The sequence below is a fragment of the Sinorhizobium medicae genome (assembly GCF_007827695.1).
GTDB lineage: Bacteria > Pseudomonadota > Alphaproteobacteria > Rhizobiales > Rhizobiaceae > Sinorhizobium > Sinorhizobium medicae.
This window is the reverse complement of the sequence record NZ_VITA01000006.1, coordinates 239,104-258,349: the sequence shown is the minus strand read 5'-3', so window position 1 is coordinate 258,349 and position 19,246 is coordinate 239,104. Positions and strand designations below refer to the sequence as shown.

General features: G+C 62.3%; 20 protein-coding genes. 12 read left to right on the top strand and 8 right to left on the bottom strand.

Annotation, left to right across the window (positions count from 1 at the left end; genetic code table 11):
• Position 1: 1 nt before the first annotated feature.
• A complete protein-coding gene (locus FB009_RS12960) occupies positions 2-502 on the bottom strand; it encodes a type III secretion system chaperone family protein (RefSeq protein WP_003532890.1) in 501 nt (166 codons plus the stop codon).
• Between the two features lie 455 nt (positions 503-957).
• Positions 958-1,248 (bottom strand): accessory factor UbiK family protein, encoded by a 291-nt coding sequence (locus tag FB009_RS12955; protein ID WP_011976378.1) that lies wholly within the window; start codon positions 1,246-1,248, stop codon positions 958-960.
• Positions 1,249-1,522: 274 nt separating this feature from the next.
• Between FB009_RS12955 and lgt the strand changes: the two genes are divergently transcribed.
• The 6 genes from lgt (at position 1,523) to FB009_RS12925 (ending at position 7,908) form a co-directional block, all read left to right on the top strand.
• A complete protein-coding gene (gene lgt, locus FB009_RS12950) occupies positions 1,523-2,365 on the top strand; it encodes a prolipoprotein diacylglyceryl transferase (RefSeq protein WP_011976379.1) in 843 nt (280 codons plus the stop codon).
• Positions 2,366-2,376: 11 nt separating this feature from the next.
• Positions 2,377-3,480 (top strand): class I SAM-dependent methyltransferase, encoded by a 1,104-nt coding sequence (locus FB009_RS12945; protein WP_011976380.1) that lies wholly within the window; start codon positions 2,377-2,379, stop codon positions 3,478-3,480.
• 127 nt (positions 3,481-3,607) lie between these two features.
• Positions 3,608-4,402, top strand: coding sequence for a peptidoglycan editing factor PgeF (pgeF, locus tag FB009_RS12940; protein ID WP_011976381.1), 795 nt, complete (start codon positions 3,608-3,610; stop codon positions 4,400-4,402).
• Between the two features lies 1 nt (position 4,403).
• On the top strand, positions 4,404-5,555 hold the full coding sequence (locus FB009_RS12935; protein ID WP_011976382.1) for a M24 family metallopeptidase: 1,152 nt from the start codon (positions 4,404-4,406) through the stop codon (positions 5,553-5,555).
• Positions 5,556-5,812: 257 nt separating this feature from the next.
• A complete protein-coding gene (locus FB009_RS12930; RefSeq protein ID WP_011976383.1) occupies positions 5,813-6,691 on the top strand; it encodes a hypothetical protein in 879 nt (292 codons plus the stop codon).
• A 284-nt stretch (positions 6,692-6,975) separates the two neighbouring features.
• Positions 6,976-7,908 carry a ribose-phosphate pyrophosphokinase gene (locus tag FB009_RS12925; RefSeq protein WP_011976384.1) on the top strand — a complete coding sequence of 311 codons (933 nt, stop codon included), beginning with the start codon at positions 6,976-6,978 and terminating at the stop codon, positions 7,906-7,908.
• Positions 7,909-7,959: 51 nt separating this feature from the next.
• Here the strand turns inward: FB009_RS12925 and FB009_RS12920 are convergent, their stop codons facing one another.
• From FB009_RS12920 to FB009_RS12905, 4 genes are all read right to left on the bottom strand, one after another.
• Complete coding sequence (locus FB009_RS12920) at positions 7,960-8,790, bottom strand: isocitrate lyase/PEP mutase family protein (RefSeq protein WP_011976385.1); 831 nt, start codon at positions 8,788-8,790, stop codon at positions 7,960-7,962.
• 72 nt (positions 8,791-8,862) lie between these two features.
• A complete protein-coding gene (locus FB009_RS12915; protein ID WP_011976386.1) occupies positions 8,863-9,243 on the bottom strand; it encodes a DUF779 domain-containing protein in 381 nt (126 codons plus the stop codon).
• Positions 9,244-9,324: 81 nt separating this feature from the next.
• Positions 9,325-10,833, bottom strand: coding sequence for an aldehyde dehydrogenase (adh, locus tag FB009_RS12910; RefSeq protein ID WP_011976387.1), 1,509 nt, complete (start codon positions 10,831-10,833; stop codon positions 9,325-9,327).
• 138 nt (positions 10,834-10,971) lie between these two features.
• Positions 10,972-11,928 carry a helix-turn-helix domain-containing protein gene (locus FB009_RS12905; RefSeq protein WP_011976388.1) on the bottom strand — a complete coding sequence of 319 codons (957 nt, stop codon included), beginning with the start codon at positions 11,926-11,928 and terminating at the stop codon, positions 10,972-10,974.
• Between the two features lie 308 nt (positions 11,929-12,236).
• On the opposite strand from FB009_RS12905, the gene FB009_RS12900 reads away from it, so the two are divergent.
• The 3 genes from FB009_RS12900 to pth all read left to right on the top strand — a co-directional run bounded on the left by FB009_RS12900 (position 12,237) and on the right by pth (position 15,298).
• Positions 12,237-13,418, top strand: a complete 1,182-nt coding sequence (locus tag FB009_RS12900; protein ID WP_028054209.1) for a benzoate/H(+) symporter BenE family transporter — start codon at positions 12,237-12,239, stop codon at positions 13,416-13,418.
• A 212-nt stretch (positions 13,419-13,630) separates the two neighbouring features.
• Positions 13,631-14,254 carry a 50S ribosomal protein L25/general stress protein Ctc gene (locus tag FB009_RS12895; protein ID WP_011976390.1) on the top strand — a complete coding sequence of 208 codons (624 nt, stop codon included), beginning with the start codon at positions 13,631-13,633 and terminating at the stop codon, positions 14,252-14,254.
• Positions 14,255-14,578: 324 nt separating this feature from the next.
• A complete protein-coding gene (gene pth, locus FB009_RS12890; RefSeq protein WP_024310747.1) occupies positions 14,579-15,298 on the top strand; it encodes an aminoacyl-tRNA hydrolase in 720 nt (239 codons plus the stop codon).
• Positions 15,299-15,320: 22 nt separating this feature from the next.
• On the opposite strand, the gene clpS is transcribed toward pth, so the two are convergent.
• Entirely contained in the window at positions 15,321-15,626 is a 306-nt protein-coding gene (gene clpS, locus FB009_RS12885) for an ATP-dependent Clp protease adapter ClpS (RefSeq protein WP_011976392.1), read from the bottom strand.
• 228 nt (positions 15,627-15,854) lie between these two features.
• Between clpS and ychF the strand changes: the two genes are divergently transcribed.
• Positions 15,855-16,958: a redox-regulated ATPase YchF gene (gene ychF, locus FB009_RS12880; RefSeq protein WP_011976393.1), complete on the top strand. Its 1,104-nt coding sequence runs from the start codon at positions 15,855-15,857 to the stop codon at positions 16,956-16,958.
• A 30-nt stretch (positions 16,959-16,988) separates the two neighbouring features.
• On the opposite strand, the gene FB009_RS12875 is transcribed toward ychF, so the two are convergent.
• A complete protein-coding gene (locus FB009_RS12875; protein WP_162304037.1) occupies positions 16,989-18,020 on the bottom strand; it encodes a hypothetical protein in 1,032 nt (343 codons plus the stop codon).
• Between the two features lie 295 nt (positions 18,021-18,315).
• On the opposite strand from FB009_RS12875, the gene FB009_RS12865 reads away from it, so the two are divergent.
• Both FB009_RS12865 and FB009_RS12860 read left to right on the top strand, forming a co-directional pair.
• The gene (locus tag FB009_RS12865) at positions 18,316-18,771 is read left to right on the top strand and encodes a MaoC family dehydratase (RefSeq protein WP_011976395.1); all 456 of its coding nucleotides are present in this window, start codon (positions 18,316-18,318) and stop codon (positions 18,769-18,771) included.
• Positions 18,768-19,238, top strand: coding sequence for a MaoC family dehydratase (locus tag FB009_RS12860; RefSeq protein ID WP_011976396.1), 471 nt, complete (start codon positions 18,768-18,770; stop codon positions 19,236-19,238). Before FB009_RS12865 ends, FB009_RS12860 begins: the two co-directional genes overlap by 4 nt.
• Positions 19,239-19,246: the final 8 nt, after the last annotated feature.

The following is a 19,246-nucleotide window of genomic DNA, read 5'->3' as shown; positions in this document are numbered from 1 at the left end:
TTCATGCCTCCCCAACGGTCTCGAACAGAACCGCGTCCACCGCGCGCTGCGCATCCATGCCCGACCAGACGACGAACTGGAACGCCTGGAAATAGGATTCGCAGGCGTCGAGCGCATTCGACAGGAGCACTTCGACTTGCTGGTTGGTAGGCTCCGCCCCGCCAGCAAGCAACAGAGATTGCCGGAAGATGATGACTTCTTCTTGGCGCCACAGATCGAAATGACCCATCAGCACCTGCCCGTTGATATGGGACAGAAGCCGGATCACTTCGTTTGCCCGGCTGTCCGGCACTTTGATGTCGAAAGCACAAGCCAGATGCAGCGCCTCGAACTCTTCCATCCAGGAAAAGGAAACATGATAGTCCGCCCACCTGCCCTCGACGGTCATGGCGATCTCGTCTTCGCCGGAACGCTCGAAGGACCAGTCATTGTTCGCGGCGACGAACTCGATCATATCGACCGGGTTGGACTGGCGCTCGGCTTCCATTTCCAAAAGGCTCATGCATCACCCTAAAAGGCGCGGCAGAGGCGCGCAAAGTCACGCTCACAGGACGCAACACTGCAAACCCAGTACCGGATACGAACACTATGATTGCTGGACCCGCGACTACCCTGGCTTACTAACCCTGCCCGGAGCTTGCTTGGCCCGCGTCGAATCATCATTTAAAATCAGTGTATAACGGCAGAGTCAGCGTGCCAGCCCCCGAGCCGAAAAATTGCAGGGATGAGCAGCCGTGCCCGCTATGATTTTGATTCAGCGCGGCTGCTTAAACGACTCTGCGATAAAGGTTTTTTGCCAGTGTCCACAGGTGGAAAACTTTTCGTTTTGTTAGCCGCGATGGTCGTGATGTGCGAAGGCGGCAATGCGGAAAGCTGGCGACGTGGATAGAATGGGCAATGAGGGCGGCGGCACGGCCGCTCACAGCGTCTCTCAGCGAGAGCTGCGTCAATAGGGTTTTACTTGCCGGTCGTGATGTCGCCCGCTGCGGGACCGCTGGCCACTGCCAAACGCGCTTCGAGTGCTTCGATGCGAGCCAGCAGAGAATCGTTCTCGTCCCGAGCCCGTGCCGCCATCTCCTTGACCGCCTCGAACTCCTCGCGCTTGACGACGTCAAGTGAGTTCAGCCAGTTTTCGGTCTGCGCCCGAAATGCCGCCTCGACCTCGCGCCGCACCCCTTGGGCCGCGCCTGCGGCATCCGTCATCAGCCGGGCGAGATCATCGAGAATACGGTTGGCGCCTGTGCTCATCTTTCTGGTCTCCATTTCCAGTCCGCCACATGCGGCGAAGTCTCTGATTCAGGTAGGGCCCCCGAAGGGAGGATGCAAGGAAAATGACGCCGGCGACGAAACGCGACATCTCCCGGCCCCTCGAATTGACATGCAGCAATATAGCGTGTTTCGGCCGCCCTGGTACGTCGAGAGACCGGGAGCCCTTGTTGCGCCGCAGCAAGGGGGTGCTTGACCGCGCCGCATTCGCTCGTCATGTTCCGCCCAAACCATCGGTCCGGCACGAGAGAGTATCTTGGAAACCATCGCGACCCGCCTCGCCATTCTCCCCTTCCCCGAAATCGACCCCGTGATCTTCACGATCGGGCCGCTCGCGGTGCGCTGGTACGGCCTCGCCTATGTAGTGGGTATCCTCCTCGGGTGGTTCTATGCGCGCCGCATCGTCCAGAACGCCGCCCTCTGGCGCAACGGAACCCCCGCCTGCAACCTGACGCAACTTGACGATTTCCTGCTCTGGGCCGCCGGCGGCATCGTGCTCGGGGGACGCATCGGCTACATACTCTTCTACGATCTCGGCTCCATCCTCGACGACCCCCTCCGCGCGATCCAGATCTGGAACGGCGGCATGTCCTTTCACGGCGGTCTTGTGGGCACGACCCTGGCGATGATCATCTTTGCGCGTAGAAACGCGATCCCCATCTGGAGCCTGTTCGACGTGGTGGCTGCCGTGGTGCCTATCGGACTTTTCTTTGGCCGCATCGCCAATTTCATCAATGGAGAACTCTGGGGCCGCCTGTCTTCTGTGCCCTGGGCGGTCGTCTTCCCGACGGGAGGGCCCTTTGCACGCCATCCGAGCCAGCTCTACGAGGCCGCTCTCGAGGGCCTGGTTCTTCTCGCCGTCCTCGCCTGGTTCGTCTATCGCCGCAAAGCTTTGAAAATCCCCGGCCTCGTCACCGGCATATTCGTCTGCGGCTATGCCGCAAGCCGCATTTTCGTGGAGTTCTTCCGCGAACCGGATGCACAGATCGGCTATCTTGCCGGGGACTGGCTCACTATGGGCATGGTGCTTTCAGTGCCGATGGCGCTTATAGGAATCTGGGCCATTGCGCGGGCGCGCAGCGCTGCCGCCGCCGCTTGACTGGACGGGTCATGACGAATCCTCTCGCCGACAAGATCAAGGCGCTGATCCGGGCCAATGGACCGATCAGCGTTACCGACTATTTCTCCCTCTGCCTTGCTGATCCGCAGCACGGCTACTATCGCGTCCGTGAGCCTTTCGGGGCGGCTGGCGACTTCACCACCGCGCCGGAGATCAGTCAGCTTTTCGGCGAGATGATCGGCATATTCCTCGTGCATGCCTGGCAGCAGCACGGAGCACCCGCAAATGCCATTATAAGCGAGATCGGGCCAGGTCGCGGCACGATGATGTCCGACATGTTGCGCGTCATCCGCCGGCTGGCGCCGACGCTTTACGGGACGGCGACGGTGCATCTCGTCGAGACCAGCGATCGGCTTCGCGAGGTGCAAGCCAAGGGTTTGGCCGAGCACGAAGGCAAGATTCGCTGGCATGAGAGCTTCGACAGCCTGCCGTCGGGATTCCTGCTCCTGGCTGCGAACGAGCTTTTCGACGCAATCCCGATCCGTCAGTTCGTGCGGACCCCGCAGGGCTTCCGCGAACGCATGATCGGCCTCGATACGGAGGATCGACTGACATTTGCCGCAGGCGCTGGCGGCATTGATCCGACGCTTCTTCCCACTCCGGCCGCCTCTGTTCCCGAAGGCACGATCTTCGAAATCGCGCCGGCTCGCGACGCCGTGATGGCCGCGCTCTGCGAGCGCCTTCGCGCCGGCGGCGGCACGGCGCTCATCATCGACTACGGCCATCTGGCGACCGGCTACGGCGACACTCTGCAGGCCGTGCGAAACCATGAATACGATCCGCCACTCGCCAATCCGGGTTTCGCCGACATGACCAGCCATGTCGATTTCGAGCAATTGGCGAGCCGGGCGAAAGCGGAAGGGGTACAGGTAAACGGACTCGTCCGTCAGGGCGATTTCCTGGTCGGCCTCGGCCTCCTGGAACGCGCCGCAGCGCTTGGCCGGGACAAGGGCGAATCGACGCAGGAAGGCATTCGCGACGATGTCGAACGGCTTGCGGGCTCCGGCCCGGGCAAGATGGGAGAATTGTTCAAGGTACTGGTGGTCAGCAGTCCGGAAGTCGCCCTGGCACCCTTTCAGAAGAAGGCGCCCTAGAGCGGGGCGATTGACAGTGCCGGTCCGCCGGGTCAACATCGCGGCGGCAAATCAGCTGCAAGTCGACGGGCCGCAATGCGCCCTCAATTCCAATGAACTTAGAAAATCACGAGGGCGAAAACACCGAATGCAGGATGATGCCTCGCTATCCCCTGTGCAGAGCCCGCTCTTCGGCGCAAAGGCAGGCCCGTCAATCGCACACGGCTATTTCACCCGCGAGGGAGGCGTGTCCGAGGGCATCTATCGCGGCTTGAATGTCGGTCTCGGCTCTCACGACGACCGGGAACGAGTCGGCACAAATCGCGCTCGGGTCGCCCGCTGGTTCAATGCGGAGCCACGGCGGCTTGCGACTGTGCACCAGATCCATTCACCGGATGCGATCATCGTCGACGCCAGCTATGACGGCACGCGGCCGGATGCCGATGCACTGGTGACGGCGACCCCCGGCATCGTTCTCGGCGTTCTTTCTGCCGACTGCGGACCAGTTCTGTTTGCCGATCCGGAAGCAGGCGTGATCGGTGCCGCCCATGCCGGATGGAAGGGTGCGCTGGGCGGCGTGCTCGAAAGCACCATCGAAGCGATGATCTCGCTTGGTGCCCGTCGCGAGCGTGTCATTGCCTGCCTGGGCCCGTCGATCAGCCGGAGGCATTACGAGGTTGGCCCCGAATTCGTGGCCCGTTTCGTCGCCGCAGATGCAAGCTACAAGTCCTTTTTCACCCCGTCCGGCCGCGACGGCCATGCCATGTTCGATCTGCCCGGACTGACGGTCCGGCGTCTGGCGGAAGCCGGCGTGACCGCGGAAAATCTCGGCATCTGCACCTATGCCGACGAGGACCGCTTTTTCTCCTACCGCCGTACCACGCACAGGCAGGAGCCTGACTATGGACGGCAGATATCCGCGATTTCCATACGGGAGGCTTGAGATGGCGCTTCACTTCGCCGAAGAGGAATATGCGGCCCGCCTGGCGAGGCTCACGGCCAAGATGCAGGAAGAGAAACTCGACGCCGTGCTGCTCTTCGCACAGGAAAGCATGTACTGGCTTACCGGCTATGACACATTCGGCTATTGCTTCTTCCAGACGCTCGTCGTCAAGCGGGATGGTTCGATGGTCCTGCTCACCCGATCGGCCGACCTGCGGCAGGCGCGCCACACGTCGAATATCGAGCGCATCGAGATCTGGGTTGACCGCGTCAATGCCGATCCGGCCATGGATCTCAAGAACCTGCTCAGCGAGCTCGATCTCCTCGGCTGCCGCATCGGAGTCGAATACGATACCCATGGCATGACCGGCAAAACCGCGCGCCTCGTGGATCACCAGCTCTCAACTTTCGGGGAACTGGTCGACGCATCGCTGCTTGTCAGCCGCCTGCGCCTGATCAAGAGTCCGGCGGAAATTGCCCATGTCGAGAAGGCGGCGAGCCTTGCCGACGACGCGCTCGACGCTGCGCTGCCGCTGATCCGTCCGGGCGGCAGCGAGGCGGATATCCTGGCTGCGATGCAAGGCGCGGTTTTCGCCGGCGGCGGCGACTATCCCGCCAATGAATTCATCATAGGATCCGGGGCCGACGCATTGCTCTGCCGCTACAAGGCAGGACGGAGAAACCTCGATGCCAGCGACCAGCTCACCCTCGAATGGGCGGGCGTCAGCGCCCACTATCACGCGGCAATGATGCGCACGATCGTTATCGGCGAACCGACCAACCGGCATCGGGAGCTTTACAGCGCCTGCCGGGAAACGATCCAGGCGATCGAAATGGTGCTTCGGCCCGGAAACACCTTCGGCACCGTCTTCGACGTTCATGCCAAGATCATGGACGAGCGCGGGCTTGCCCGTCACCGCCTGAACGCCTGCGGCTATTCGCTCGGCGCACGCTTTTCGCCTTCCTGGATGGAGCACCAGATGTTCCATGTCGGCAACCCCCAGGAGATCGAGCCCGACATGTCGCTCTTCGTCCACATGATCATCATGGATTCGGACAGCGGCACCGCGATGACGCTTGGCCAGACCTACCTCACCACAGCCGACACCCCGCGGCCTCTTTCGCGCTACGGACTGGACTTCATATCTGCGTAAGGAAATCGCCCTATGATTTCCGCCTGAAGTGAAACGGTGTCGGCGGCTGATCCCGCTGCAGAACCTTTGAGCGTTCATGGAACGTGCGACGCTGCAGCGGCCGCAACCGGCGCCCGATGTTCGGGAGCGGGATGAGGAAGAGTGCGGGCGGCTTTCCGCCCGCGTCCCGCGTCTCAACTCTTTGGAAGCGATCACGGTCATGATCCTAAGTCGATTCGACCTAAGATCATCGTGATCCAGCGGAGACGGTGGGAACGATGCGCAAGCAGATCAATCCGATCGCAAGCCTTGGCCTTGCCGCAGCTTTGGCCGGCTGCAACACGACGGACGCCCTGATCCCGCAGGTGGATGTGGGTGAAGGCAGCTTCCGCTCGCCGCCGGTGACCCAGTCGGATCTCGACGCCATGTCGGCACAAACAGCGGTGATGCCGATGGAAGACGTGCCGCCTGGCCGCACCGCCGCCTTCGCTGCGCAGCCGAACATTTCGAGCCCGCCCCCGCAGCACGGGACCGGCAATGTCGGCTATAGCGATTACACCGACCCGGCCGGCACACTGGAAGGCCAGGCAAGCCGCCTCGCCGGGGGCGAATCGCCGGTGCAGGCAATACAGCCTCAGGAGGAGCGCTCCCAAATCGTTCAGCATCAGGCGCCTCCCGTGGAAGAGGCGCCACAGGAGAGCGGCGGCGAGCAGACCGCACCCGCCGAAACGGCGGAGGTTCCCGCGCAAACGCAACAGGCCGCCGCGTCGCCTGCTACGGCTGCAACCGGCTCGGGGGGGATCCGCTTCCTGCCGATCATCGGCGCCCCGGTGCAGGCGGTCACGCCACTTTCAAAACAGCTCGGCGCGTCGGCGCGAGCTCAGGGAATCGCCATCAAGAGCTCCACCGACAAGACCAGCGACCATATTCTCAAGGGCTATTTTTCGGCGCTGAACGACGGAGGCAAGACCACCGTCGTCTATGTCTGGGACATACTCGACGGCGGCGGCAATCGCCTCCATCGCATTCAGGGACAGGACACGGTTGCAAACACCGCTGCCGACCCCTGGAGCGCCGTTCCGGCTGAGACTATGGAGGCGATCGGCAACGAGACGATCGACGCCTATCTGGAATGGCGCCGGTCGATCGGCGGATAGCGCGTCCACCCGGCTATCGCCCACCTGCGTTTCTCGATTCTCGTCAACGGGCCAGGAATCATCGTCAACTTGGCCACTTGACGCAAAGTTTTTCGCATATTGAGCGCTGCGCCGCAGCAATCCCCTTGCATTCACCTTCAAGGACGCTAAAAAGCGGCCGATCAGCTCTGACGGCGGCCGTCCGCAAGTGATTGCCCGCAATCGGAATGGCTCACGGAATCTGCGCGGAGAACCCACCCCCCGGACGACCGGACGTGGCCGCGCCAGCTCAAGGCGGACCGTCAATGAAGGTTTTCGCAGGCAATTCGAACCGGCTGCTGGCCGAAGCGATCTGCAACTATCTCAACCTGCCGCTCGGCAAAGCCACAGTAAGGCGCTTCGCCGATCAGGAAATCTTCGTCGAAATCGGCGAGAACGTGCGCGGCGAGGACGTCTTCATCGTCCAGTCGACGTCCTTCCCAACGAACGATCATCTGATGGAACTCCTCATCATGATCGACGCGGTCCGCCGTTCCTCCGCCCGCCGCATCACTGCCGTGCTTCCTTATTTCGGCTATGCCCGGCAGGACCGCAAACCCGGCCCCCGCACACCCATATCCGCCAAGCTGGTCGCCAATCTCATCACCGAAGCCGGCGCCGACCGCGTTCTGACCCTCGATCTTCACGCTGGGCAGATCCAGGGCTTCTTCGATATTCCGACCGACAACCTCTACGCCATTCCGATCCTCGCGCGCGACGTGAAGGAGAACTACAATCTCAAGAATGTCATGGTCGTTTCGCCCGATGTGGGCGGCGTGGTACGTGCCCGGGCGCTTGCCAAACGACTGGACTGTCTGCTTGCGATCGTCGACAAGCGCCGCGACCGGCCCGGTGAATCCGAGGTCATGAACGTCATCGGCGAAGTCAACGGCAAGGACTGCCTCCTCATCGACGATATCGTCGATTCCGGCGGTACGCTCTGCAACGCCGCCGAGGCCTTGCTGAAGAACGGTGCGACCAGTGTCACCGCCTACATCACCCATGGCGTGCTCTCGGGGGGCGCAGTCGCCCGGGTCACGTCCTCGATGCTGAAAGAACTGGTGATCACCGACTCGATCCAGCCGACGACGGCGGTCCAGTCGGCGCACAACGTCCGCGTCATCTCGACCGCAGCACTGCTCGGCGAAGCGATTAGCCGCACGAGCCAGGAAGAATCGGTTTCGAGCCTGTTCGACTGACGCTTGCGCCGCAGAAGCGGCGCTGCTGATCCCTGTGAACGCGACCGCCATTCATCTCTTGGCGTCGAGCATATAGGATGCCGCTTCGGCGGCTGGCATGGCACTTTTGGAATAGTTGAACGTGCCGCGCTCCTTGACCTCCCGTGCCGCGCTCATGAGTCCTGCAAGGGCCGCCCGTGCAAACGAGCCGCCGACACTGATGCGCTTCACACCTGCCTCTTGCAGCTGTTCCACCGAGTACACCTGCCCCGCCAGCCCCATGACGACGTTGACCGGGCGCTTGACGGCAGAGCAGACCGTGCGGATGGCTTCGATATCCGGCAGCCCTGGAGCGTAGAGCACATCCGCGCCGGCTTCCTCGAATGCGACGAGGCGCCGGATGGTGTCGTCGAGGTCGTACCGCCCGCACAGGAAGTTCTCCGCCCGGGCCGTCAGGACGAAGGGGTGTTTGCGCGCCTCCTCCGCGGCCGCGGCAACGCGTTCCACCGCCAGGCTGAACTCGAAAACGCGGTCGGCGGCATCGCCGGTCGCATCCTCGATCGAGCCGCCGACGAGCCCGACGCCTGCCGCCAGCGAAATCGTTTCGGCGCAGGACAGGGGATCTTTACCAAATCCGTCCTCCAGATCGGCGGACACGGGCAAATCGGTCGCACCGACGATGTCGCGGGCATTCTGCAATATGACGTCCCGCGAGAGAGCCGCCGACGAATCCCTTCGGCCAATGGAAAAGGCAAGGCCGGCGCTCGTCGTCGCCAGCGCCTCGAAGCCGAGCGCCGCGAGGATTCGCGCAGAACCTGCATCCCAGGGATTGGGAATTACGAAAGCGCCCTGACGATCATGCAGGGCGCGGAATGCCCTGTGCTTGTCTTGTTGATTTTCCATGTGCTCTACTCTCGCCGCTGCAGACGAGACGCGATAGCATGAAACGAACAAAAAGCGAACAGTTCGAGAGCTTCAGCCTCGAGCCTGCACCGCGCACGCGTCGCCGCCGCCGCCCAGCAGACGCGAGCGGGTGAGAAAGCGCTTCTCCCGGCCGTTTTCGAGCGAAAACATCCCACCGCGGCCGGGTACGACATCGATGATCAGCTGCGTGTGCTTCCAGACCTCGTATTGGCTTGAGCTGATATAGACCGGCACGCCGTCGATCTCGCCAAGCTTCACGTCGTTGTCGCCGACGATGTAGTCGTCGGCCGGGTAGCACATGGGCGATGAGCCGTCGCAGCAGCCGCCCGACTGATGAAAGAGTATGTCCGGATGATCGCGGCGGATTTCGCGGATGAGATCTACCGCAGCATCCGTCGCTAGCACGCGCGGCACCGTTGCGTCATTCGTCAATTTGCATCTCCTCCTTCGCAAATGCCGCAGGGCCCCCGACGAACGATCGGGAGCCCGCGGGATCGATAGGTTTCAGCCGGATCAGAAGAAGCCGAGCGCCTTCGGGCTGTAGCTGACCAGCATGTTCTTCGTCTGCTGATAGTGGTCGAGCATCATCTTATGCGTCTCGCGCCCGATGCCGGATTGCTTGTAGCCGCCGAAAGCAGCATGGGCCGGATAGGCGTGATAGCAATTGGTCCACACGCGGCCCGCCTGAATCTCGCGGCCGAAGCGGTAGCAGCGGTTCGCATCGCGGCTCCACACACCGGCGCCGAGGCCGTAAAGCGTATCGTTGGCGATTTCCAGCGCCTCGGCTTCCGTCTTGAAGGTCGTCACCGACACGACCGGCCCAAAAATCTCCTCCTGGAAGATGCGCATCTTGTTGTGACCGTGGAACACGGTCGGTTTGACGTAATAGCCGCCGGAAAGATCGCCTTCGAGCACATTGCGTCCTCCGCCTGTCAGGACGTCCGCGCCTTCCTCCTTGCCGATCTCGATATAGGCGAGGATTTTCTCGAGCTGTTCGCTCGACGCCTGGGCACCGATCATGGTTGCCGCATCGAGCGGATTACCCTGGCGGATCGCCTCGACCCTCTTTACCGCCCGCTCCATGAAGCGGTCGTAGATGCTCTCCTGGACAAGCGCCCGGCTCGGGCAGGTGCAGACCTCACCCTGGTTCAGCGCGAACATGGCAAAGCCTTCGAGCGCCTTGTCGAAGAAGTCGTCGTCTTCGCTGGCGACGTCCGCGAAGAAGATGTTCGGCGACTTTCCGCCAAGCTCCAGCGTGACGGGAATGAGGTTCTGGCTGGCATACTGCATGATCAGCCGCCCGGTCGTCGTCTCGCCGGTGAAGGCGATCTTGGCGATACGCGGGCTTGTGGCAAGCGGCTTGCCCGCTTCGAGGCCGAAACCGTTTACGATGTTGAGGACGCCCGGCGGCAGGAGATCGCCGACCAGGTCAGCCCAGACGAGGATCGAACCCGGCGTCTGCTCGGCGGGCTTGAGCACGACGCAATTTCCGGCGGCAAGCGCCGGCGCCAGCTTCCAGGAGGCCATCAGGATCGGGAAGTTCCAGGGGATGATCTGGCCGACGACGCCTAGCGGCTCGTGAAAATGATAGGCGACGGTATCGTGGTCGATCTCTCCTATCGAACCTTCCTGCGCACGGATGCAGGACGCGAAATAGCGGAAGTGGTCGATCGCCAGAGGAATGTCGGCAGCCATCGTCTCGCGGATCGGCTTGCCGTTGTCCCATGTTTCGGCTCTCGCCAGAAGCTCGAGATTGTCCTCCATGCGGGTGGCGATCTTCATGAGAATGTTGGACCGCTCGGCCGCCGGGGTCCGGCCCCATTTCTCCCTGGCGGCATGCGCCGCGTCCAGGGCAAGCTCGATGTCGGCAGCGTCCGAGCGCGCGACCTGGCACAGCGTGCCGCCGGTAATCGGCGTGGTGTTGTCGAAATAGCGGCCGGCCACAGGCTCGCGCCATTCGCCGCCGATGAAATTTCCGTAGTTCTGTTTGAACGGGTTCTCGACGATCTTCTGATGCAGCATGGGTTTCCTCCCTTGGAAAAACAGCGATGCGGTTGCTGTGGGAGGAGAGTGCGACCGAATGCGCGTTCCCGATAGGGTGGCACCGCCGTTGATGGCGCCGACTGTTTCAGAATTGCGACAGGTCGACGTCCATATCGATCAGTTGAGAGAAAGCCGCTTCATCTTGCGGTAGAGGGTCGCGCGGCTGATGCCAAGGAGATCGGCCGCCATCGATACGTTGCCCTTGGCCCGTGACAGGGCGCGGCGCAGAGCCGCCCTCTCTGCGTCGGGCAATTCTTCCCGCTCGGCGGAAAGCTCCCCCTCGAGCAGGTCGGAAGCCGGGACGCCATCGGCGATACGCTCGTCGTCGAGCCCGAGCCACAGCCGGGCGGCCCTCGTAGCGCCAAGAACGAGATCGTCACGGTCGACGGCAAGCAGTGCAGGTCCGGCACGGTCGACCGGCACGAGCACGATGCGGGCGCCAACGAAAGCGCGCCGGAAGAGAGTGGCCTCGATTCGTGCAGCGGCATCTCGTACGGCCTGCGAGAGGATCGAAAGCGTCGCCTCGGAAGCGTCGTCGCGGCAGGTGGATATATCGATTGCCGCAGCAAGCCTGCCGCTCTCGTCGCGGATCGGGGCCGTGGCACAACTCAGGCCGATATTGCGGCTGAGGAAGTGTTGACCTCGATGGATGAGCACTGGACGCTCGTCGGCGATCGCCGTGCCGATACCATTCGTCCCGACGCTCGCCTCGCTCCACACTGTTCCCGACCATAATCCGATCCCGCGGAAGTCGGCATCGTCACCGCCGGCCCCCCGGCGTTCCAGCGCAACGCCCTTCCCGTCGGTAAGCAGCAGGCAGCACCCGGCCTTGCCGACGGTGGCGAACAGCCGGTCGAGCTCGCCGGCCGCCTCCGCGATCAATGTGCCTGCGTTTTCGCGCGCCTGCCGGAACTCGGCGTCCGAAAGCCGCCAGGGCGCGCGCGCTTCCTCCGGCGCCAGTCCGTGCAGCGTCATGCAGCGGCGCCATGATGCGGCCACCGGCGAAATCACGGCAGCAGAGGATTGATGTGCCACCCGGTAGACGCGTTCGGTATGGTCCCTTATTGAAGGCATTCGCTCCCTCCCTGGATTGCGGTGGTCGGGCCTGTCGACCCGCGACATCGCCAACGCGCGCAAGCGGTATGCGGCTGAAATCCGCGCTCCGCGCCTTGGACAGCGTTCTCCGGCGGAAGCAGGCGCCGAACTCCCCAGCCGCGCAATTGCCCCCTTCGCCCACTATAGGCATCGATGCCGCAGGAGGTCCACCCGGACGAAAGTCTTTCGTCAATCCCTGACGGCGTCGACAGGCGGTATCGGCAGAGGGGAAGGATGTGCTACTCGAGACGATATTCTCGACTCGTCGCAACATCCGGTTGTCCGCAATGCTTCGTGATTTTTCCATCCAAAGCCTGTTCATGGGCGTGCTGGTCGCATTTGTGGGTTTCGCCAGCTCCTTCGCCGTGGTCCTGCACGGGATCACCGGCGTCGGCGCAAGCGAGGCGCAGGCGGCCTCCGGCCTCATGGCGCTGTCGATTTCCATGGGCATCTGCGCCGTCATCGTCAGCGCCGTCACGCGCCTTCCCGTCAGCATCGCCTGGTCGACCCCGGGCGCGGCCCTGCTCGCGAGTTCCGGCGCGGTCGAGGGCGGGTTCAACGCCGCCGTCGGCGCCTTCCTCGTCTGCGGGTTGCTGATCGTAATCGCCGGCCTGTGGAAGCCGCTCGGCAGGATCGTGTCCGCAATCCCGGCTGCGCTGGCGAATGCGATGCTTGCCGGCGTTCTCCTGAGCCTGTGCTTCGCGCCGGTTAAGGCGGTCGCCTTCAACCCGTTTTTCGGCCTTCCGATCGTTCTTGCCTGGGCGGTCGTCGGCAGCGTCAACAGGCTCTACGCCGTTCCGGCTGCGCTGGTCGCCTTCGTTCTTGTCGTCGGGTTTGGCGTGGACATGCCGGACGGCGCCCTGGCCGGGCTCTCCGCCGCGCTTGTTCCAAAGCCGGAGGTCGTTTCGCCTACCTTCAGCGCTTCCGCCTTGGTCAGCATCGCGATTCCGCTTTTCATCGTTACGATGGCGTCGCAAAACATTCCCGGCATCGCAGTGCTGAAGGTGAATGATTATCACCCCGATCCGGGACCCCTCTTTGCCGCGACCGGGCTCTTTTCGCTGCTGAGCGCACCTTTCGGCGGGCATGCGGTCAATCTTGCGGCGATCACAGCGGCGATGTGCGCCGGTTCCGATTCCCATCCCGACCGCACCCGCCGCTACTGGTCCGCGATCATTGCCGGCTTTGCCTACGTCGTCTTCGGCCTCCTGGCGGGCGCCGTCACGACCTTTGTCAGCCTTGCGCCTTCGGTTCTGATCGAGGCGGTCGCCGGCCTTGCGCTGATCGGCGCCTTTTCGAGCTCAGCCGTGGCCGCCTTCACGGAAGCGGAGACGCGCGAAGCTGCCGCCATCACCTTTCTCGTCACCGCATCGGGCGTCGGTTTTGCGGGCGTGTCCGGGGCCTTTTGGGGGCTTGCGGCGGGTGGCCTGATCCTGGCACTCGCGCGCTTCGCCAAACGCAGGACCTGATGCGCAATTTCCCGGGACCGCCGCGGTTTCGGGACGACACGCGCCGTATAAGTGCCTGACCCGCCATGCCTTGCATTTCCGCCGGTTCTCGGCTATGGACCCCGCGTCCGCGCAGACACCCTTGGAGGCAACGTGGATGAAGCCGCCCTGCGGCTTCAGGTTTTTCCGCCTTTGACGGACGAACTCTCCAAACAACATAGAAAGGTCTACCTATGAGCGAAACTTACGAGCTCAAGGCCGAGACGCGCGAACGGGTTGGTAAGGGGTCCTCCCGTGAACTTCGCCGCAACGGTCTTATCCCGGCTGTCATCTACGGTGACAAGCAGCCCCCGCTTTCCATCGCGCTCTCCACCAAGGACGTGACGATGAAGATCCACGCCGGCGGTTTCATGACCACCGTCGCGACGATCGACGTCGACGGCAAGAAGATCCGCGTCCTGCCGAAGGACTATCAGCTTGATCCGGTCCGCGACTTCACCATGCACGTCGATTTTCTGCGTGTTAAGAAGGGCAGCCAGGTTTCCGTACAGGTTCCGGTCCGCTTCGAAAACGAAGAGAAGTCCCCGGGCCTCAAGCAGGGCGGCGCGCTGAACATCGTCCGGCACGAGGTCGAACTCAACGTTTCGGCCGACAACATTCCGGAATTCCTGACCGTTGACCTCACCGGCCTCAAGATCGGCGATACCGTTCACATTTCGAACGTCGAACTGCCCGCAGGCGCGACCCCGGTCATCACCGATCGCGATTTCACGGTCGCCACGATCGCCGGCCGCACGCAGGAAGTCGAAGAGACCGAAGAAGTAACCGAAGTCGAGGGCGGCGAAGAAGAGGCTTGATCTCTGATTCAGACAACCGCCCGATCCGGGGTGGACCGTTCCCCGTATAGAGAACCCGTCCCATTTGCGTGGGGCGGGTTTCGTTTAAATGCGTGCATCCTCATCTAGCGGCGAGACGGGCTTGACTTGCCTCGATGTCGGTGATTGGGGTGCCTGCATGACTTGACGGGGAAAGGTCGCCCCTCTCCTCGGGTTAAACCCGAGGACTAACCCTCTCCCCGCCGGCGGGGGAGCGCGCCGCGAGTCCCTGATGCCATCAAAAATGGCGAGAAGGTGCCGGCAGGCGGATGAGGGCACATGCAAACGCATCAGGAGTTTGGCCGCATGCTGATCATCGCAGGACTTGGCAATCCGGGTCCTAAATACGCCGGTAACCGCCACAATATCGGCTTCATGGCCGTAGACGCCATTCAGGGACGCCAGGGCTTTTCTTCGTGGTCGAAGAAATTCAAGTCGGAGATCTCCGAAGGCGAGATCGACGGCGAGCGCGTCCTGCTGATGAAGCCGCAGACCTTCATGAACCTGTCCGGCGAAGCCTTGGGCGATGCGATGCGTTTCTACAAGCTCGCACCGAAGGACATCGTCGTCATCTATGACGAGCTGGACCTGCCCGCCGGCAAGGCGCGGATCAAGACTGGCGGCGGCCATGGCGGGCACAACGGCATCAAGTCGATCGACGCTCATTGCGGTAGAGAGTACCGCCGCCTGCGGCTCGGCATCGGCCATCCCGGAGCCAAGGATCTGGTCCACGCGCATGTGCTCGGCGATTTTGCCAAAGCGGACCGGGCCTGGGTCTCGCCACTTCTCGAGGCGATCGCCGACAATGCCGGAATGCTGGTGAAGGGCGAAGATTCACAGCTCATGAACAAGATCGCACTGGCAACCGGAGGCAAACCCGAGATGGATAAGCCGCCGACACCGAAGAAGCAAACGGCGCAATCCCATATCCATCAGGCTCGCGCCCCGGTTCAACCGAAGAAGCTGCCAACTACGGGGCCCATGGCCGATATGCTGAAGAAGCTGTTCGGGACGAAAGGGGAATGATAAGCGGACCGCCGCCGCTGCCTCAATCCTCCGGCTCCGCCGTGAACAGCAGCGGAAAGCCTGCCTCCTTGCCAAGGTCGGTCGCCTCCTTGGCCTTTGTCTCCGCCACATCCTTCTCGCACACCACAACAACCGACGTGCCGAGCTTGTGAGCCGTCATCATTACGCGGTAGCCGGCCTCCTCGCTCATCCGAAAAATGGCCTTGAGCACCATGACCACGAATTCCCGCGGCGTGTAGTCATCATTGACGAGCAGGACCTTATATAGCTTTGGCCGCTCCGGTTTCAGCCTCGTCAGGCGCTTTGCGGCTACGTCGTTTTCGCTCATCGGAAATCCGCCGTCGATGACATGAGAAAAGCCTTAGCGACCACGCGAACGGCGGGCGGAAGACCGCGTGAGTCTTCTTCGTCCCGCTTTCGTCAATATCGCGCTCCGATCCCGTGCATTCAAGTGAAACTCGCCATAAGGGGCAAGCGGAATACGCGAAAAGCTTGACCGCCCCTTTCCTTTATCCCATAGCCACGCCCAAGCAATCAGGAACGACGGATTATAGCCATGGGCTTCAAATGCGGTATCGTCGGGCTGCCGAATGTCGGCAAGTCCACCCTCTTCAACGCGCTGACCAAGACGGCGGCGGCGCAGGCGGCCAATTATCCTTTCTGCACGATCGAGCCGAACACCGGCGAAGTCGCCGTGCCCGACCCGCGCATGCGCAGGCTCGCAGACATTGCCAAATCGAAAGAGATCATTCCAACCCGCATCTCCTTCGTCGATATTGCCGGGCTGGTGCGCGGCGCGTCCAAGGGTGAGGGCCTCGGCAACCAGTTCCTCGCCAACATACGCGAGGTGGATGCAGTCGTGCACGTATTGCGCTGCTTCGAGGACGAAGACATCACCCATGTCGAGGGCCGTATCCATCCGGTCGAAGACGCCGACACGATTGAGACCGAGCTGATGCTCGCCGATCTGGAAAGCCTCGAACGGCGTGCAGACCAGACGCGCAAGCGCGCGACCGGCAAGGACAAGGAATCGATGGCGCAGCTTCCGATCATGGAAGCTTCCCTGAAGCTGCTGCAGGAAGGCAAGCCCGTCCGCACCCTGCTCTCCAGGCTCGACGCCGATGAGCTGCGTATTCTGCAGAGTCTCAACCTGCTCACTTCGCACCCGGTTCTTTACGTCTGCAACGTCGCAGAAAGCGACGCCGCGACCGGAAACGAGCACACCCGCGCCGTCGAAAAGATGGCCCAAGAGCAAGGCGCTGAGACGGTGATCATATCGGCTGCGATCGAGTCCGAAGTGGCGCAGCTGCCGGAAGAGGAAGCTCACGAATTTCTCGCGGCGCTCGGCCTCGAAGAAGCGGGCCTCGATAGGCTGATCCGCGCCGGCTACAAGCTCCTCGATCTCATCACCTATTTCACCGTCGGTCCGAAGGAGACTCGCGCCTGGACCATCCCGCGCGGCACCAAGGCCCCGCAGGCCGCCGGTGTCATCCACTCGGACTTCGAGCGTGGTTTCATTCGCGCCAACACGATCGCCTATGACGATTACATCGCCTATGGCGGCGAAAACGGCGCGAAGGAAGCCGGCAAGGCGCGGGATGAAGGCAAGGAATACGTCGTCCAGGACGGCGACGTCATCCATTTCCGGTTCAACACGTAAGCGACAATCCGGATTCCAGACCGGCGGCGCTCACCGCACGGCATGCAGCCGCGCTGTGACCGCTTCCGGCAGCAGGCTCATTGCCGCCCGGCGCAGCGGCTGCCAGAAAATGCCGATAACGAGTACCGTCAGTCCGACGGCCGCGAAGACAACGAAGACATATGTGTCGAACGAAGCACCGCTCTTTTGGAGTATCGTCCAAATGGCTGCACCAAGCGACAGAAGGCCCGAGGTCACGAAGGCGCGGCGATCGATCACCAGACCGATGGTCATGAAGAGCGCCACGAGGAAAACGACGGCGACGGCCTGACCCAAGCCCCCCTCGCCCCACCAAATACCGCCCTGGCCGAATGTGACGATGAAGCCGAGCATCGCGTAGAGCAAGGCCGGCGCCGCTGCGAGATGCAACCAGAAGGCTATGTCGGAGCGCAGCGTCAGGCGATGCGGGTCGGAGATGTCGTAGCGCATTGCAAGCGCAAAGACTGCCAAGGCCGCCACGAGGAGAATCGTCGCAGCCACATGTGGATAGGTCTCCAGAATGAAACTGGCCCCAAAGGCTTTTTCTAGAATCACGAAAACGAGGGCCACCATCACGGCCGCGATCGACAGAAGGAACAGGGCGAAAGACAAAGGAACTCTATAGCGCCAATAAAACAGCCCGAGAGGCGCCGGAAAGGCGCAGACATAGGCCAGCACATAAGTGTCGGATTGCCACGCGGGCCGCCAGACCGCAAAGACTCCGAACATGCCTTGGGCAACCCAATGGGCGAGTGCAAGGGTCAGCGAAACCGCAGGCAAGGCAAGCCTCTGCCGGCCAACGAGTATCTCCGCGAGAATGACGATTGCGGGCAGCACGACAATAGCCCCGCCGATGCCCCAAAGCCCGACCAATACGACCACCACGCCTATTGTGATAAGGATGTCGTGGAACCCTCGCAGGAAGCGCGGCTGCTCGCTTTCTTCTGCCGCTCGCGCATCCGGCGGCGCTTCCTCAGGGCCGCGTGCTGCGTCCCTTATCGGCCCCGCCCGGACACCTTGCGCCGAGAAAAGCCTCCAGGTCATTGACATGGTCGGCGGATACAAGTCCATTTTCGGCGGCGGCCGCCAGGGCCATCTTCAATTCGGTCACGGTCGGTTCCTCTTTGGGGAAAAGCAGCCTAGCACAACTTACGGTAATGTGATCGCATGAACAATCGACATGCACAACTCTGGAAAATCAGACAGGCCGAAGCCACGTTAGGATGGGCTGAGCGACTGCATGGACCGATCGACGGATGAAACATGCGCAAGCTGAAGCATTGCGGCGACCCTCGCGCCTCTGGCAGGACGCGCGGCGCCGTAAGGGAGAGAAAGAGGCATGCTGTATTTCGAGGATTTCATTCAGGGCCGGCGCTTCGACTATAGCCCTGTCCGGATGCGGACCGATGAGATGATCGCCTTTGCCAGCGAGTTTGATCCGCAACCGATGCATCTGGACGAAGAGGTCGGCAGGAGCAGCATTCTCGGCGGCCTCGCCGCTTCCGGCTGGCACACGAGCGCCGTCGGCATGCGGATGATGATCGAGGCCTTTCTCGGCGATTCATCTTCGCAGGGGTCACCGGGCGTCGACTTCATGGAGTGGAAGAAGCCGGTTCTTGCCGGAGATATCCTTTCAGGTTTCAGCTTGGTCCTGGAAGCGCGCCCGTCGAAAACCAAGCCCGCGATCGGCCTCGTCAAATTTCGCAACGAGATCGAGAACCAGAGCGGCGAGACCGTGGCGGCTTCGGAATGTTCCGTCATGTTCAGGCGCCGCAATGGCGAGGCGCGCTCATGATGACGCTGGAGGAACTCTACCAGACCGGGCGCAAGGTCGTCACCGGCAGCCTGACCTTCACCGCCGAGGACATCATTCGCTTTGCCCGCAATTTCGACCCGCAGCCCTTCCACGTCGACGAGGAGCAGGCGAGACATTCGCTTTTCGGCCGTCTTTGCGCCTCCGGCTGGCATACCAGCGCCGGCTGGATGCAGTGCTTCCTGAGGTTCTGGAAGGAGGAGGCCCGCCGCCTCGCAGCGGAGGGACTGCACGCGCCGAAGCTCGGGCCCTCGCCCGGATTCAAGGAACTCCGATGGCTGAAGCCGGTCTATGCCGGCGACACGATCACTTACGCGGTCACTTTGCTGGAAGCCCGGATCGTCGCCTCTCGCCCCGGCTGGCGGATCAACACTATCCTCTGCGAGGGCGAGAACCAGCATGGCGAGCCGGTTATCCGCTTCGAGAGCAAGGTCATTGAATTTGCTTGAAAGGCACG

Excerpts from the sequence above, each read along its gene's own strand:
- pth (WP_024310747.1), top strand. The coding sequence starts at position 14,579 with ATGCTGATCATCGCAGGACTTGGCAATCCGGGTCCTAAATACGCCGGT.
- FB009_RS12945 (WP_011976380.1), top strand. The coding sequence starts at position 2,377 with ATGACGAATCCTCTCGCCGACAAGATCAAGGCGCTGATCCGGGCCAAT.
- FB009_RS12900 (WP_028054209.1), top strand. The coding sequence starts at position 12,237 with ATGCTTCGTGATTTTTCCATCCAAAGCCTGTTCATGGGCGTGCTGGTC.
- FB009_RS12860 (WP_011976396.1), top strand. The coding sequence starts at position 18,768 with ATGATGACGCTGGAGGAACTCTACCAGACCGGGCGCAAGGTCGTCACC.
- clpS (WP_011976392.1), bottom strand. The coding sequence starts at position 15,626 with ATGAGCGAAAACGACGTAGCCGCAAAGCGCCTGACGAGGCTGAAACCG.
- FB009_RS12875 (WP_162304037.1), bottom strand. The coding sequence starts at position 18,020 with ATGACCTGGAGGCTTTTCTCGGCGCAAGGTGTCCGGGCGGGGCCGATA.
- FB009_RS12960 (WP_003532890.1), bottom strand. The coding sequence starts at position 502 with ATGAGCCTTTTGGAAATGGAAGCCGAGCGCCAGTCCAACCCGGTCGAT.
- FB009_RS12925 (WP_011976384.1), top strand. The coding sequence starts at position 6,976 with ATGAAGGTTTTCGCAGGCAATTCGAACCGGCTGCTGGCCGAAGCGATC.
- adh (WP_011976387.1), bottom strand. The coding sequence starts at position 10,833 with ATGCTGCATCAGAAGATCGTCGAGAACCCGTTCAAACAGAACTACGGA.
- pgeF (WP_011976381.1), top strand. The coding sequence starts at position 3,608 with ATGCAGGATGATGCCTCGCTATCCCCTGTGCAGAGCCCGCTCTTCGGC.
- FB009_RS12905 (WP_011976388.1), bottom strand. The coding sequence starts at position 11,928 with ATGCCTTCAATAAGGGACCATACCGAACGCGTCTACCGGGTGGCACAT.
- FB009_RS12955 (WP_011976378.1), bottom strand. The coding sequence starts at position 1,248 with ATGAGCACAGGCGCCAACCGTATTCTCGATGATCTCGCCCGGCTGATG.
- FB009_RS12930 (WP_011976383.1), top strand. The coding sequence starts at position 5,813 with ATGCGCAAGCAGATCAATCCGATCGCAAGCCTTGGCCTTGCCGCAGCT.
- FB009_RS12920 (WP_011976385.1), bottom strand. The coding sequence starts at position 8,790 with ATGGAAAATCAACAAGACAAGCACAGGGCATTCCGCGCCCTGCATGAT.
- FB009_RS12865 (WP_011976395.1), top strand. The coding sequence starts at position 18,316 with ATGCTGTATTTCGAGGATTTCATTCAGGGCCGGCGCTTCGACTATAGC.
- FB009_RS12935 (WP_011976382.1), top strand. The coding sequence starts at position 4,404 with ATGGCGCTTCACTTCGCCGAAGAGGAATATGCGGCCCGCCTGGCGAGG.
- FB009_RS12895 (WP_011976390.1), top strand. The coding sequence starts at position 13,631 with ATGAGCGAAACTTACGAGCTCAAGGCCGAGACGCGCGAACGGGTTGGT.
- ychF (WP_011976393.1), top strand. The coding sequence starts at position 15,855 with ATGGGCTTCAAATGCGGTATCGTCGGGCTGCCGAATGTCGGCAAGTCC.